Raw genomic sequence first — 14,906 nt, forward strand, 5'->3', positions numbered from 1 at the left:
GCAGAGAGACCACCATGGATTTCACCCCCACCGAAGCCCAGCTCGACCTGGCCCGCCTGACCGGCGAGGTGTGCGGCAAGCTCGTCACCGCCGACCGGTTGCGCGCACTCGACGTGGCGGGCCGGTTCGACGAGCCGCTGTGGAAGTCGCTGGCCGAGACCGGCGTGCTGGCCGCGGTGCTGCCGGAGAACGTCGGCGGCAGCGGCCTCGACGCGCTCGAGCAGACCGCGGTGCTGCGCGAACTCGGCAAGTCGGTCGCCGCGGTGCCGTACCTGTGGTCGATCGTGGTCGGCGCGGGCGCGCTGGCGCGGTTCGGTTCCGAGGAACAGCGCGCGCTGGCGACGCGGGCGGGCGAGGGCGGCGCGATCCTCACCGCGGCACTGGCCGAGGAGCACAACTACGAGCCCGCCAAGCCGACCACCGTCGCCCGCGAGAGCGGAGGCGCCTGGCGGTTGACCGGCGCCAAGACCACGGTGCCCTACGCCGACCGCGCCGCGCGAATCCTGGTGCCCGCCACGGTCTCCGGGGTGCCCGCGGTCTTCCTCGTCGACCCCGCCGACGCGTCGGTGCAGGTCACCGCGCAGCAGGTGGTCGACCTCAGCGCGGAATTCGGCGTCGAATTCACCGACACCCCGGCCGAATTGGTCGGCACGGTGGAGGGCGGCGCGGATCTGCTGGACTGGATCCTCACCCGCGCCTGGCTCGGGCTCAGCGCCCAGCAGCTCGGCACCGTCGAGAAGGCGCTCGACCTGGTGGCCGACTACGCCCGCGAGCGCGAGCAGTTCGGCAAGGCCGTCGGCAGCTTCCAGGCCGTCGCACAGCGCCTGGCCGACGCCTACATCGACGTCCAGGGCCTGCGCCTCGCGGTCACCCAGGCCGCCTGGCGGCTGGCCGAGGACCTGCCCGCCGCCGAGGCCGTGCATACCGCCAAGTTCTGGGCCGCCGACGCGGGCCACCGCGTCGCCCACACCGTCGTGCACGTGCACGGCGGCGTCGGCATCGACCGCGACCACATCGTGCACAACTACTTCACCGCCGCCAAGCACAACGAATTCGCCCTCGGCGCAGGCACCGACCACCTCCGCGCCCTCGGCGCCCTCCTCGCCAACCCATCCTGATCCGAACCACCCTGACATCGGCCCGTCGGCACAACCGACGGGCCGATCGCCGTTTCGGGACCACCTTCAGGCGGATCGACATTACTGAACTACTTCAGATAAGTGGCTACACTGGGCTCATGACCGCGAAGAATTTCCCGTTCAGCGACTTGATCCGCAAGCAGACGTCCGTGTTCCCAGCACTGGAGAACGCCGATGTCATCCTGGAGCGTCGCGACGCGGAGAATCTCGTGTTGTCCAGGTCCGAACGTTTCGAGGCCAAGGACACGGCCGTACGTCTGCTGGCGCGCACGATCGCGATCATCGCCAGGTCGAATCGCGGCCTCGCCGAGGAGGTGTTCGCCGAAGAACTGCCCTGGCTGAAGTGGCTACCCGAGACCGGCCGGAGCGAAGCGGTCACGGAACTGCTCGACCATCTCATCGCGGGTGCCGAGACGGGGTTGTTCACGCCGTTCGCGCGCGACCTGATCGCCTGGCAGCACACGGCCGAGATCTATGCACAGCCGGAATTGGCGCGCCGGCTCGCCGGCCCCTTCGCGCCGTCGGACTTCGGCGAAGTTCCGCGACCGGGAGCAGCCGAATGAAGCTGCGGAAAGGGGACGACGTACCGCGCCCCCGCCCGTGGCGCGTCGTCGTACACAACCTCAATGCGGCACGCGGTTGGGCCGAATTGCTTGCCCAGGCACCAAGCAATCTCGACCGAGCCTGGACCGACATCACCTCCGACCCACGCAGCGTCGGCAACCCGGCTCGCCAGCATCGACTGAAGTACGACCTCGGTTCGATCAAGATGGGCGGCGCCGTCCTCGAACAGTGGCAATACGAGATCACCAGCGGCGGGCGGATCTGGTACGCGATAGATGACGAGACCAGAACGTTGTTCCTGACACTCGCAAGCACCGGCCATCCCCGGCAGACCGACCGCCGCCGCTAGACATAGCGAACACGGCGAGCGAAAAGTGCTGCCACGCAGGGCTTTGACCACTATCCCAGGCTATGCGGCGGGTGGGGTGGAGATCAGGTAGCGCTGGAGGGTGGGGGCGATGTCGGCTATGAGCTGGGGTGGGGTCATGGCGACGACAGGGGGGATTTGTAGGACGTAGCGGCACAGGGCCAGGCCGAGGAGTTGGGTGACGATGAGGCCGCCGCGGCGGGGGGCGTCGGCCGGGTCGCCGAAGCGCAGCACCGCGGGCAGTACCTGTTCGGCGAAGATCACGCGGAAGCGGTCGGAGACGGCGTCGTCGGTGATGGACGAGCGAAGCAGGATCAACAGGACGGTGTTCTGCCGATCCTCCCAGATCGCGAGGAAGCGGCGGATCAGCAACTCGCCCAGCGTGTCCGGCTCGGCGGCGGCCAGATCGGGCAGCTCCAGATCGATGTCGACGGCCGCCGCGAACAGGCCGTCCTTGCTGCCGAAATAGCGCATCACCATGGACGGATCGATGGCGGCGTCGGCGGCGATGGCGCGAATGGTGGCCTTGCGGAACCCTTCGGCGGCGAACCGCGCCCGCGCTGCGTCGAGGATCGCGGCGCGGGTCGCGTCGGAGCGACGGGCAGGGGCGTGATCGGACGACTCTGTCATGCCAACAATTGTAGGCCAACAACTGTTGACATCTGCGCGCGTACCGATCTATCGTTATGACAACAAGCGTTGGCCTACAGATGTTGACCTAGGAGCCACCATGAATGCCCCGCTCCCCCGCACCACCTCCGTACTCGTCGTCGGCGCCGGACCCGCCGGACTCACCGCCGCCATCACCCTCGCGGACGCGGGCGTCGACGTCGTCGTGCTGGACCGGCTCGCCGAGGGCGCCAACACTTCCCGCGCCGCCGTCGTGCACGCCCGCACCCTCGAGGTGCTCGCCGAGCTCGGCATCGCCGACGAACTGATCCTGCGCGGCATCCAGGTTCCGCGTTTCACCGTGCACGACGGCGCGCGCACCCTCGCGACCATCCACTTCGGCAAGCTCCCGACCCCGTACCCGTACACCCTGATGACCCCGCAGGACACCACCGAGGCGGTGCTCCTCGAGCGCCTGCACAAGGCGGGCGGGCAGGTGCACCGGCCGTACGTGGTCACCCGGGTGGTGCAGGAAAACGACGGCGTCACCGTCGAATACACCGACGCCGAGGACACCACGGGCACGATCCGCGCCGACTACGTGATCGGCGCCGACGGCATGCACAGCACCGTGCGCGAACAGGCGGGCATCGGCTTCACCGGCGACACCTACCCGGCCTCGTTCGTCCTGGCCGACGTCCGCATGGCCTGGCCGATCGCCAGGGACGAAGTGGCGCTGCACCTTTCGCCGGAGGGCGTCACGGTGGTCGCGCCGCTGCCCGACGACGCCGAACCCGATCGCTACCGGGTGGTCGCCACCGTGGCCGAAGCGCCCGAACACCCCACCGCCGAGGACATCCAGGCGATCCTCGACGCCCGCGGCCCCGGCGGCGACGTGCGGGTGCGAGAAGTGCTCTGGAGCTCGCGATTCCGCGTGCACCACCGGGTCGCCGACCGCTACCGCGCGGGTCGCGTCCTACTGGCGGGCGACGCCGCGCACGTGCACAGCCCGGCGGGCGGGCAAGGCATGAACACCGGTATCCAGGACGCGGCCGCCCTCGGCCCGTTGCTCGCGCGGGTGCTGGCCGGCGAGCCGCAAACCCTCCTGGACGAGTACGAGGCCACCCGCCGTCCGGTCGCCGTGGAAGTGGTGGCGTTCACCGACCGCATGACGAAGATGGCCACGCTGCGCCCCCGCCTCGCCAGGCTCGCGCGCAACACCGCGCTTTCGACGCTGAGCCGAATCCCCGCGATTCGCACCCGGCTCGCCTTCCGCTTGGCCGAGCTGACGAACCGCTGACCGAAAGACGCACTCGGGCCTCGATATTCGGCACACGGCAAAGGGCCGCCGCGATGATCGCGGCGGCCCCTTCCTGCCCTCGTGACTACTTGGCGCTCGCCTCGGCCTGCTCGTCCGCCGGGCGCTCCTCGGTCTGAGCCTTCGCCCAGCGGTAGTCCGGCTTACCCGCGGGCGAACGCTTGATCTCCTCGACGAACCAGAGGCTGCGCGGCAGCTTGTACGGCGCGATCTCCTTGGTCAGCACCGGACGCAGGTCCTCCAGGGTGGGCCGGTTGTCGCCGCGACACTGCACCACCGCGACGACGCGCTGACCCCAGCGCTCGTCGTCGACGCCGACCACCAGCGCGTCGAAGATCTCGGGGTGCGATTTCAGCGCGCCCTCGACCTCCTCCGGGAAGATCTTCTCGCCGCCGCTGTTGATGCTGACCGAACCGCGGCCGAGCATCGTGACGGTGCCGTCTTCCTCGACCCGCGCGTAATCGCCGGGGATCGAGTAGCGAGTTCCGTTGAACTCCTTGAACGTCGCGGCCGTCTTGGCCTCGTCCTTGTAGTAGCCGAGCGGAATGTGCCCCTTGCGCGCGAGGATGCCGATCTGGCCGGATCCGGCCGCCACCGGATTGCCCTGCTCGTCGAGCACCTCGGTGGAGGCGTCGATCTTCACCCGCGGCCCGCCGGTGTGCGCCGCGCCCTTCGCGACCATGCTCAACCCGCCGAAACCGGTCTCGGACGACCCGATCGAGTCGGTGATCATCCGGTTCGGCAGCAGATCGAGCAGCTTCTCCTTGATGGCGGGCGAGAACAGCGCCGCGCTACTGGCGATCGCGAACAGCGTCGAGAGATCGTAGGGCGCATCGGTTTCCGGGTTGCCCTCGATCAGCGCGTCCAGCATCGGCCTGGCCATGGCGTCGCCGGTGATGAAGATGAGGTTGATGCCGTGGCGGTCGATGTGCTGCCACACGCCGTGCCCGGTGAACTCGGGGATCATCACGGTCTTGCCGCCGCCGAACAGGCTCTGGAAGGTGGCCCACTGGGAGCCGCCGTGGATCATCGGCGGGATCGGGAACCGGGTCATCGGCGGGTTGGCCGCGCCCAGCTTCGCCAGATCCCATTCGTCGGCGACGTATTCGCCGGTGAGGAAGTTGATGCCGCCGCCGAGCACGCGCCACACGTCCTCCTGCCGCCACATCACGCCCTTGGGCATGCCGGTGGTGCCGCCGGTGTAGAGCATGTACAGGTCGTCCGGGGAGCGTTCGCCGAAATCGCGCGCGCCGGAGGACTGCGCGAGGGCCGCTTCGTATTCCACCGAATCCGCTGCGGTGGGGATGGCGCCGGTCGTATCGTCGTCCACAACGATGACGGTGCGCAGTTGCGAGATCGCGGGCCGGACCGCGGCCACCTTGTCGCTGTAGCGGCGCTCGTGAATCAGCGCGACCATGTCCGAATTGTCGAAGATGTATTGCAACTCGTTCTCGACGTATCGGTAGTTCACGTTGATCATCACGGCCCGCGCTTTGAACACCGCGACCATGGCCTCGGCGGCCTCGATGGTGTTGCGCGAGTAGATGCCCACCTTGTCGCCCGGCTGTACGCCTTGTTCCAGCAGGTAGTGCGCCAATTTGTTGGCGCGCTCCTCCAGCTGTGCATAGGTCACCTCACGGCCGTCGTCGGCCAGCGCGACGCGATCGGGCATGAGGTCGATGGCATGTTCGACGAGGTCGGCTATGTTGTGGCTCACACGCTAAAAATAGAACGTGTTACTGTTCTTGACAAGGCTCGAAAGTCAGGAGATCAGCAATGCCGCACTGCCTCGTCGAGAAGCGCGATCACGTTCTCATCGTCACCATGAACCGGCCGGAGGCCCGCAACGCGCTGTCGGCCGAAATGATGGCGATCATGCGCGACGCCTGGGACCAGGTGGACAGCGATCCGGACATCCGGGTGGCGATCCTGACCGGCGCGGGCGGCGCTTTCTGCGCGGGCGCGGACCTCAAGGCGATGACCACTCAGCACCCCGGCGATTCGTTCAAGGGGGGCGGCTGGGACCTGTCCAAGATCGAGGCGCTGCTCAAGGGCCGCAGGCTCACCAAGCCGCTGATCGCGGCGGTCGAGGGCCCGGCCATCGCGGGCGGCACCGAGATCCTCCAGGGCACCGACATCCGCGTGGCGGGCCAGAGCGCGAAGTTCGGTGTGTCCGAGGCGCGCTGGGGCCTGTTCCCGCTCGGTGGCTCCGCGGTGCGCCTGGTGCGCCAGATTCCTTACACCGTCGCCGCCGACATCCTGCTCACCGGCAGGCACGTCACCGCGGCGGAGGCCAAGGAGATCGGCCTGATCGGGCACGTCGTCCCGGACGGCACGGCGCTGGACAAGGCGCTCGAACTGGCCGACCTGATCGCGGCCAACGGCCCGCTCGCGGTGCAGGCGATTCTGCGCACCATCCGCGACACCGAGGCCATGCACGAGGAAGAGGCCTTCAAGATCGACGCCCAGCTCGGCGCCGAGGTCTTCAAGTCGGCCGACGCCAAGGAAGGGCCGAAGGCCTTCGCGGAGAAGCGCAAGCCCACTTTCACCGGTCGGTGAGCGAATACGGCTCGGCCCCCGGCGCGTTCGCGCACGGGGGCCGCGTTGTGTTCCTGCGTCAGTTGGCGCCCGGGTAGTCCATCCAGAACGGCTCCCACTGGTGGCCGTCGGGGTCGATGAAGGTACGGCCGTGCATACCGACCTCGGCCTCCTGGGCGCGCTTCTCCTCGTTGACTTCCTCGGTCGCGCCCGCGGCCACCGCGGCCTCGGTCAGCTGGTCGACCTCCTGCGCGCTGGACAGCGAGAGGGCGTAGCCTGCGGCCGCCGTCGAGACGGTGTCCGCGATCGGGCGCGTGCTGAAGGTCTTGAAGTATTCCCTGGTCAGCAGCATCAGACAGATGTTGTCGTCGATGACTATGCAGGAGGCGTTCACGTCGGTGAAGTCCTGGTTCACCTTCCAGCCCAGTGCCTCGTAGAAGGCCTTCGACCGGTCCAGGTCGGTGACCGGAAGATTGATGAAGATCATCTTGCTGCTCATGTTCTCGTCCTCTCGGGGCGCATCGGCGTGTTCACACATAGAGACGGACCCCGCGGCGCGAACTCATCGCAGCGGCGATCTGTGATCGTCGTCACTCGGATTTCGGCCGATCTTGGTCGATTGGAGCTTGATTCCGAGGCCTGTTTTGTGTCGGTGGGCTGTGGCATGGTGGCACCCATGAGCGACTCGTCGAGCCCGTCCACCACCCTCTCCCCCGACGTACTCGCGTCGTTCGAGAGCCACCGGCGGGAGCTGTGCGCCTACGCGTACCGCATGCTCGGTTCCTCCTTCGAGGCCGAGGACGCGGTGCAGGAGACTTTCACCAGGGCGTGGAAGTCCTACGACTCCTTCGAGGGCCGGGCCAGCCTGCGGTCCTGGCTGTACCGCATCGCCACCAACGTCTGCCTGGACATGCTCGACGGTCCGCAGCGCCGGGCAAGGCCGATGGATCTGTCCGGCCCGGGTAGGCCGGATTCGCCGCTGCCCGCGCCGCAGCCGGACTACGTCTGGATCGAGCCGATCCCGAATGCCCTTGCCTTCGGGGCGGATCCGGCCGAACACGCGGCCACCAAGGACACCCTGCGCCTGGCCTTCGTCGCGGCATGTCAGCATCTGCCCGCGACCCAGCGCGCCATCCTGATCATGCGCGAGGTGCTGCGCTTCTCGGCGAACGAGACCGCCGAGGCGCTGACCATGTCACCCGCGTCGGTGAACAGCGCCTTGCAGCGCGCCAGGGCCACCATGTCCAAGGTGCAGCCGACCAGCACCGACGGCTACGACGAATCCGACGACAATCAGCGCAAACTGATCGACGACTTCGTCGCCGCCTTCGAGGCCTACGACATGGACACGCTCACCACCCTGCTGAAAGCCGATGTGGCACTGTCCATGCCGCCCTTCGAGCTGTGGATCTCCGGCCCGGACAACGTGGCCGCGTTCATGCTCGGCACCGGCAGCGCCTGCGAGGGATCCCGGATGGTCCGGCTGGAAGGCGCGAACGGGTTGCCGGCTTTCGGCCACTACAAGCCGACCGAGGAGCCGGGCGTCTTCGTGCCGTGGTCGATCACGGTGCTGGAACTGGACGGCGACACGATCGCGGGACTGAACTTCTTCCTGGACACGGAGCGGCTGTTCCCGATGTTCGGGTTGCCGATGGAGTTGCGCGAAGCTGTTGCGTGAGGGAGTTTGCCAAGAGTTGGGTTTCGCCGGTCGACAGTTGGGTTCCGGTGGATGCCCAGGGTCGGGCGGTGGGACCGGCGGCCGGGTTCCCACGTTGTCGGCGCGTTAGTCGAACGGCCGATCGCGCGACGTGAACCCAGGTTGAGCTGGTCCAATTAGCTTGCCTACCAACGTTTGCCTCGAAGCGGTGCTGGGCACGTCGAGTGCCGTACCCGACGATCCGCCCGGACCAACCCACTACGTACGCGAACCGAACGCGCCCGAAGGCCACCTACCACGTACGCGGGCCAACGAAGCGCCCCGAAACAACCCGACGGCGTACGCGAACCAGCGACGCGCCCGAAGGCCATCTACCGCCTAGGCAAGCCAACGACGCACCGCGAAGACCAACCCCGCCACCGACGCGAGCCAACGACACCCGCCCGAAGGCACAATCGCACCTACACAACCCAACGACGCGCGCCCCGAACCCCTACGACGCCGACACGTACCTGTCCCGCAACTTCCGCTTGTACAACTTCCCGTTCGGGTCGCGGGGCAGCTCCGGCAGGTAGTCGATCGAGCGCGGCATCTTGTACTTCGCCAATCGCGTTGCGGCGAAGGCGAGTATGTCGGCGGTAAGCGCTTCGCTGGGCTCCACGCCGTCCACCGGCTGGACCACGGCCTTCACCTCCTGACCCCAATCCGGGTGCGGGATACCGAAGACCGCGACGTCGGCGACCTTCGGGTGGGTGATGAGCACGCCCTCGATCTCGGCGGGGTAGATGTTCACGCCGCCGGAGAGGATCAGGTCCGAGCGGCGGTCGCACAGGTAGAGGTAGCCGTCCTCGTCGAGATAGCCGATGTCGCCGACGGTGAACAGATCGCCGACCCTGGCGTCGTCGGTCTTGGCCTTGTCGTGGTGGTATTCGAAGCTCGACGCGCCCATCTTCATGTACACCAGGCCGGTCTCACCCACGGGGACCTCGCTGCCGTCCTCCTCGCTGAGCACCTTGATCACCGACCACGGCCACGCCTTGCCCACCGAGCCGGGCTTACGCAGCCAGTCGGCGCCGTTGATCACCGTGCCGCCGCCCTCGGTCGCCGCGTAGTACTCGGTGACCGTCGGGCCCCACCACTCCAGCATCTGGCGCTTGGTCTCCTGTGGGCACGGCGCCGCACCGTGCACCATGCTGCGCAGCGAGGACACGTCGTACTTCGCGCGCACCGCGTCCGGCAGCGCTAGCAGCCGGTGGAATTGGGTGGGCACCATGTGACTGTGGGTGACCTGGTACTTGTCGATCAGGCGCAGCATCTCCTCGGCTTCCCACTTGTCCATGAGAACGAGCTTGTGCCCCAATTGGATCGAAATGGTCGCGAAGTTCAGCACCGCGGTGTGATACAGCGGCGACCCGCAGATATGCACGTGATCGTCGTAGGGCGCCAGCTCGAACAAGCCGAAGAAGGCGTTGGTGTGCGGCGGGACCACGTCGGGATCGGCGCCGGTCAATGGACGCCGAACTCCCTTGGGACGCCCCGTGGTTCCCGAGGTGTAGAGCATCGGCGCGCCCGTACTGCGCTCGGACGGACGACCGGTGTCGGCCGCGCCGAGCCAGGCCACCGACTTGAAGCCCTCGATCTCACCGACCGAAAAGCGCACCGTCGGAGGCAGACCCGCCTCGTCGGCGGCGGCCTTCGCGGCGGCGGCGAACCGGTCGCTCGCGAAGAACGCCTTCGCCTCGCTGTCCTGGAGGATGTAGGCCACCTCGGGGCCGGTGAGATGCCAGTTCACCGCCACGATGTAGAGCCCCGACTGGTAGGCCGCGAAGTAGGCGGCGACCGCCTCGACGCAGTTGTGCACCATGCTCACCAGCACGTCGCCCGTCCGCAGGCCGAGGGCGCGCAGCCCGGTGGCGTAGCGGTCGGCGAGCGTGGCCAGTTCGTGATAGGTCACCTCGCGGCCCGAGGGATCGACCATGGCGATCCGATCGGGTTCGGCTTTCGCGATGTTCCACAGGCCGAGAATGTTCACCGACTCCTGCGCAGGGGGATTGTGCGGAGGCGGAGCGGACGGGGCGGGTGAGGCAGTCACCCCATTGAATTTAGAACGCGTTCTACTGATCGACAAGGGGTGCGAGCCGGTGCAATTGCTCGATATCCGGAACCGACACGAGCATCATGGTGACGCCCGCGGCCTCCCAGACCTTCAATTGCTCACGCACATGACCTTCGTCACCGATGATGGCGGTGTCCAGGATCAGCTCGTCCGGGACCACGGCCGCCGCCTCGGCCTTCTTGCCCGCCTGGAACAGCCTGCCGATCTCGTCGACCTCGCGCTCGTAGCCCATCCGCCGGTAGACCTGGGCATGAAAGTTCAGCTCCGGCGCACCCATGCCGCCGATGTAGAGCGCCATGATCCAGCGCATCCGTTCCAGCTCGGCGCCGGGGTCGTCGGTGATCACCACCTGGCAGCTGGCCGCGATCTCGAAGTCCTCGCGCGATCGGCGCGCGCCCACCCTGGCGAAGCCTTCGTCGAGCCAGTCGTTGTACATGTTCGCCAACCGCGGCGCGTAGTAGATCGCCAGCCAGCCGTCGGCGATCTCGGCGGTGAGCGCCATGTTCTTCGGACCTTCCGCGCCCAGCCAGATCGGCAAATCCGCACGTAGCGGGTGCACGATCGGCTTGAGCGGCTTACCGAGCCCGGTCGCGCCCGGCCCGGTGTACGGCAGCGGGTAGTGCGGTCCGTCGCTGGTCACCGGCGCCTCGCGCGCGAGGATGCGGCGGATGATGCCGACGTACTCGCGGGTGCGCTGCAAGGGTTTGGCGAACGGCTGCCCGTACCAGCCCTCCACCACCTGCGGACCGGATACCCCGAGCCCGAGGATCGCACGACCGCCGCTGAGGTGATCGAGGGTCAGCGCGTGCATCGCGGTCGCGGCGGGCGTGCGCGCCGACATCTGCACCACCGAGGTCCCCAGCCGAACCCGCTCGGTCGACGAACCCCACCAGGTGAGCGGACCGAAGGCGTCCGAGCCCCACGATTCGGCGGCGAAGACGGCGTCGAAGCCCGCCTTCTCGGCCGCCACGACCAACTCCCCCGCGTTCCGCGGCGGCTGCGCCATCCAATATCCGAGTTGCAATCCGAACTTCATGGTCGTCCCTTTCCTTGGCAACTTTTACGCGCACGGCCGGAGCGAAGGCGGAGGCACGCCCTTGCCACCAGAATAAGAACCTGTTCTACTCGATAGCGTGACTAAGGGGAATACCGCGTCCGGCGTATTCACGGGTGGGGGCCCGACGAGATGAGCACCGCCGCGAGCTGGGCGGGACGAACCCGGCCCACCGCGTGGCGCGAGGACGGCCGCCGGAACCGCGGCGGGTGATGAAGAGCTGAGAGAAGGTCGGAATTGGACACCAGCACGGCACCCGATGTGCTGAGCGCCCCGCTGCGGGCGCGATTCGACTACACACGGTCGGTGGGACCGACCATCGGCAGATTCCTGACCGGTCTGCGGAGCCGCAGGGTGGTCGGCGTGCGCGGGTCCGACGGCCGGGTTCTGGTGCCGCCGCCCGAGTACGACCCGGTGACCAGCCAGCCGCTGACCGAGTTCGTCGACGTCGCCGACACCGGCACGGTCGCCTCCTGGACCTGGGTGCACGAGCCGCTGCCCGGCCAGCCCTTCGACCGGCCGTTCGCCTGGGCGCTGATCCAGCTGGACGGCGCGGACACCAGCATGCTGCACGCCGTCGACGTCACCGCGCCGGACGAGATGCGGACCGGCATGCGAGTGCGGGCGCGGTGGGCCGCACAGACCGAAGGCAGCATCAAGGACATCGTCTGCTTCGAGCCGGGCGAGCAGTCCACCGCCGAGCCCGCCACCGAAAGCGGCGAGCCGGTCACGATGATCGTCACGCCGATCGATCTGTCCTACAAGCACACCGCTTCCCCGCAGGAGACCGTCTACCTGCGCGGACTCGCCGAGGGCAAGCTGATCGGCGCGCGCACCGACGCCGCGGGCAAGGTGTACTTCCCGCCGCGCGGGGCCAACCCGACCGACGGCAGGCCGACCGACGATTACATCGAACTCTCCGATCACGGCACGGTCACCACGTTCTGCATTGTGAACGTTCCGTTCCTCGGACAGCGCATCAAACCGCCGTACGTCGCGGCCTATGTGCTGCTGGACGGCGCCGACATTCCGGTACTGCATCTCGTACTCGGCTGCGACGCAAGCGAAGTGCGGATGGGCATGCGCGTGAAAGCGGTGTGGAAGCCGCGCGAGGAGTGGGGTCACGGTCTGGAGAACGTCGACCACTTCGAGCCGAGCGGCGAGCCGGACGCCGACTACGAGACCTACAAGCACCACCTGTGAGAGGCGCTTACGTTGACTGACAACGCCACCGACATCGCGGTCGTGGGCTTCGCCCACGCACCGCACGTGCCGGAGACCTTCGGCACCACCAACGGTGTCGAGATGCTGGTGCCCTGCTTCCAGCAGCTCTACTCCGATCTGGGCATCACCAAGTCCGATATCGATTTCTGGTGCTCGGGCTCCTCCGATTACCTTGCCGGACGCGCCTTCTCGTTCATCTCGGCGATCGACGCCATCGGCGCCGTGCCGCCGATCAACGAGTCGCACGTCGAGATGGACGCCGCGTGGGCGCTGTACGAGGCGTTCGTGAAGCTGAAGTCGGGGCAGGCGCGCACCGCGCTGGTCTACGGATTCGGCAAGTCGTCCGCGGGCACACTGCGCCAGGTGCTCACCATGCAGCTCGACCCCTACCTGGTCGCTCCCCTGTGGCCGGACGCGCTGTCCATCGCCGGTCTCCAAGCGCGGGCCGGACTCGACGCGGGCCGCTGGACCGAGCGCGATATGGCCGCGGTGGCGGCGGGCGCTTCCGGTGACGTCGAAAGCTTGCTCGCCACACCGTATGTGGCCGATCCGCTGCGCGCCCACGACTGCGCGCCGATCACCGACGGCGCGGCCGCCATCGTGCTCGCGGTCGGCGATCGCGCCCGCGAGCTGTGCGAGCGGCCCGCCTGGATCACCGGCATGGCGCACCGCGTCGACACCCCGGTGCTCGGCGCTCGCGATCTCACCGCCTCGCCCTCGACTTCCGCTGCGGCACAGGCGGTTACCGGCGGCGACCTGAGCGGCTTCGACATCGCCGAACTGCACGCGCCGTTCAGCCACCAGCAGCTGATCCTCGCCGAGGCCATCGGGCTGAAGCCGGAGACCACCTTGAATCCGTCGGGTGGCGCACTGGCCGCCAACCCGATGTTCGCGGCGGGCTTGGAGCGCATCGGTTTCGCGGCCGAAGCCATCATGGCGGGCACCGCGAACCGCGCGCTCGCCCACGCCACCAGCGGCCCCGCGCTGCAACAGAATCTTGTGACCGTTTTGGAGGGGCAGGTATGAGCGAACGAAGTGAGCGAATCATGTGCCAGCGCGCCACGCGCATGCCGGCGCCGAGCGCCAGCGAGGTGCAGGCATGAGCGTTCCGGCCGCGGTGCTCGGCACCGGACAAACCCATCACGTGACGAAACGAACCGACGTCTCGATGTCGGGCATGTGCCGCGAAGCAATCGATCGCGCGCTCGCCGACGCCGGGCTCACCATCGCCGATATCGATGCGGTGGTGGTCGGTAAGGCGCCGGACCTGTTCGAGGGCGTCATGATGCCCGAACTGCATATGGCCGACGCGCTCGGCGCGACCGGGAAGCCGCTGCTGCGCGTGCACACCGCAGGCTCGGTGGGCGGTTCCACCGGCGTGGTGGCCGCCAACCTGGTGCAGGCCGGCGTGCACAAGCGGGTGCTCGCGGTGGCGTGGGAGAAGCAGTCGGAGTCGAATGCCATGTGGGCGTTGTCGATTCCGGTGCCGTTCACCATGCCGGTCGGCGCGGGCGCGGGCGGCTACTTCGCCCCGCACGTGCGTTCCTACATCCGCAGGTCCAATGCGCCGTCCCACATCGGTGCGATGGTCGCGGTGAAGGATCGGCGCAATGGCGCCAAGAACCCGCTCGCCCACCTCCGGCAGCCCGACATCACGCTGGAATCGGTGCTCGCCTCGCAGATGCTGTGGGATCCGATCCGCTTCGACGAGACCTGCCCGTCCTCGGACGGCGCGTGCGCGATCGTGCTCGGCGATGCCGACGCGGCCGCGGCGGTGGAAGCCGAGGGCAAGAAGGTGGCGTGGGTGCACGGCACCGCGATGCGCACCGAGCCGACCACTTTCGCCGGGCGCGACCAGGTCAACCCGCAGGCGGGCCAGGACGCGGCTGCCGCGCTGTGGAAGGCGGCGGGCATCACCGACCCGCTCGAGGAGATCGATGCCGCCGAGATCTACGTGCCGTTCTCCTGGTTCGAGCCGATGTGGCTGGAGAACCTCGGTTTCGCCGCGCCGGGCGACGGCTGGAAGCTCACGGAGAAGGGCGAGACCGAGATCGGCGGACGCATCCCGGTGAACCCGTCGGGTGGCGTGCTGTCCTCCAACCCGATCGGGGCTTCCGGCCTCATCCGGTTCGCGGAGGCGGCCAAGCAGGTGATGGGACGGGCAGGCGACTACCAGGTCGACGGCGCGCGCAAGGCCATGGGCCATGCGTACGGCGGTGGATCCCAGTACTTCTCGATGTGGGTTGTCGGCGCGGAAAAGCCTCGCTGACGCTCGGCTTACTCCGCACCGACCGACGTTGGAGGTCGATCGGGGGCGCTT

Annotated in this window: 14 protein-coding genes; 9 read left to right on the forward strand and 5 right to left on the reverse strand. The window is 68.1% G+C overall.

What is annotated here, in order from left to right; all coding sequences use genetic code 11:
* Nucleotides 1-14: 14 nt before the first annotated feature.
* The 3 genes from AC3EO7_RS12220 (at nt 15) to AC3EO7_RS12230 (ending at nt 2,052) form a co-directional block, all read left to right on the forward strand.
* On the forward strand, nt 15-1,118 hold the full coding sequence (locus AC3EO7_RS12220) for an acyl-CoA dehydrogenase family protein (protein WP_435591224.1): 1,104 nt from the start codon (nt 15-17) through the stop codon (nt 1,116-1,118).
* A gap of 119 nt (nt 1,119-1,237) precedes the next feature.
* Nucleotides 1,238-1,702, forward strand: coding sequence for a hypothetical protein (locus tag AC3EO7_RS12225; RefSeq protein ID WP_435591225.1), 465 nt, complete (start codon nt 1,238-1,240; stop codon nt 1,700-1,702).
* The gene (locus tag AC3EO7_RS12230) at nt 1,699-2,052 is read left to right on the forward strand and encodes a hypothetical protein (protein ID WP_435591226.1); all 354 of its coding nucleotides are present in this window, start codon (nt 1,699-1,701) and stop codon (nt 2,050-2,052) included. Before AC3EO7_RS12225 ends, AC3EO7_RS12230 begins: the two co-directional genes overlap by 4 nt.
* A 60-nt stretch (nt 2,053-2,112) precedes the next feature.
* On the opposite strand, the gene AC3EO7_RS12235 is transcribed toward AC3EO7_RS12230, so the two are convergent.
* Complete coding sequence (locus tag AC3EO7_RS12235; protein ID WP_435591227.1) at nt 2,113-2,700, reverse strand: TetR/AcrR family transcriptional regulator; 588 nt, start codon at nt 2,698-2,700, stop codon at nt 2,113-2,115.
* A 100-nt stretch (nt 2,701-2,800) separates the two neighbouring features.
* On the opposite strand from AC3EO7_RS12235, the gene AC3EO7_RS12240 reads away from it, so the two are divergent.
* Complete coding sequence (locus AC3EO7_RS12240) at nt 2,801-3,979, forward strand: FAD-dependent monooxygenase (RefSeq protein ID WP_431967072.1); 1,179 nt, start codon at nt 2,801-2,803, stop codon at nt 3,977-3,979.
* Nucleotides 3,980-4,064: 85 nt separating this feature from the next.
* Here AC3EO7_RS12240 and AC3EO7_RS12245 read toward each other — a convergent pair whose 3' ends face one another.
* Nucleotides 4,065-5,714 (reverse strand): acyl-CoA synthetase, encoded by a 1,650-nt coding sequence (locus AC3EO7_RS12245; protein WP_431967074.1) that lies wholly within the window; start codon nt 5,712-5,714, stop codon nt 4,065-4,067.
* 59 nt (nt 5,715-5,773) lie between these two features.
* On the opposite strand from AC3EO7_RS12245, the gene AC3EO7_RS12250 reads away from it, so the two are divergent.
* Nucleotides 5,774-6,556 carry a crotonase/enoyl-CoA hydratase family protein gene (locus tag AC3EO7_RS12250; protein WP_431967076.1) on the forward strand — a complete coding sequence of 261 codons (783 nt, stop codon included), beginning with the start codon at nt 5,774-5,776 and terminating at the stop codon, nt 6,554-6,556.
* A gap of 58 nt (nt 6,557-6,614) precedes the next feature.
* On the opposite strand, the gene AC3EO7_RS12255 is transcribed toward AC3EO7_RS12250, so the two are convergent.
* Entirely contained in the window at nt 6,615-7,034 is a 420-nt protein-coding gene (locus AC3EO7_RS12255) for a VOC family protein (protein WP_431967078.1), read from the reverse strand.
* A 177-nt stretch (nt 7,035-7,211) separates the two neighbouring features.
* Between AC3EO7_RS12255 and AC3EO7_RS12260 the strand changes: the two genes are divergently transcribed.
* Nucleotides 7,212-8,213 carry a sigma-70 family RNA polymerase sigma factor gene (locus tag AC3EO7_RS12260; RefSeq protein ID WP_431967080.1) on the forward strand — a complete coding sequence of 334 codons (1,002 nt, stop codon included), beginning with the start codon at nt 7,212-7,214 and terminating at the stop codon, nt 8,211-8,213.
* Between the two features lie 472 nt (nt 8,214-8,685).
* On the opposite strand, the gene AC3EO7_RS12265 is transcribed toward AC3EO7_RS12260, so the two are convergent.
* Entirely contained in the window at nt 8,686-10,284 is a 1,599-nt protein-coding gene (locus AC3EO7_RS12265) for an acyl-CoA synthetase (RefSeq protein WP_435591228.1), read from the reverse strand.
* Between the two features lie 22 nt (nt 10,285-10,306).
* On the reverse strand, nt 10,307-11,344 hold the full coding sequence (locus tag AC3EO7_RS12270; protein WP_435591229.1) for an LLM class F420-dependent oxidoreductase: 1,038 nt from the start codon (nt 11,342-11,344) through the stop codon (nt 10,307-10,309).
* Nucleotides 11,345-11,599: 255 nt separating this feature from the next.
* Between AC3EO7_RS12270 and AC3EO7_RS12275 the strand changes: the two genes are divergently transcribed.
* The 3 genes from AC3EO7_RS12275 to AC3EO7_RS12285 all read left to right on the forward strand — a co-directional run bounded on the left by AC3EO7_RS12275 (nt 11,600) and on the right by AC3EO7_RS12285 (nt 14,855).
* Complete coding sequence (locus AC3EO7_RS12275; protein ID WP_431967086.1) at nt 11,600-12,565, forward strand: Zn-ribbon domain-containing OB-fold protein; 966 nt, start codon at nt 11,600-11,602, stop codon at nt 12,563-12,565.
* Nucleotides 12,566-12,577: 12 nt separating this feature from the next.
* Nucleotides 12,578-13,612 carry a thiolase domain-containing protein gene (locus tag AC3EO7_RS12280; RefSeq protein ID WP_431967088.1) on the forward strand — a complete coding sequence of 345 codons (1,035 nt, stop codon included), beginning with the start codon at nt 12,578-12,580 and terminating at the stop codon, nt 13,610-13,612.
* Between the two features lie 73 nt (nt 13,613-13,685).
* A complete protein-coding gene (locus AC3EO7_RS12285) occupies nt 13,686-14,855 on the forward strand; it encodes a thiolase domain-containing protein (protein ID WP_435591230.1) in 1,170 nt (389 codons plus the stop codon).
* Nucleotides 14,856-14,906 lie beyond the last annotated feature (51 nt).

It is taken from the genome of Nocardia sp. bgisy118 (assembly GCF_057708605.1).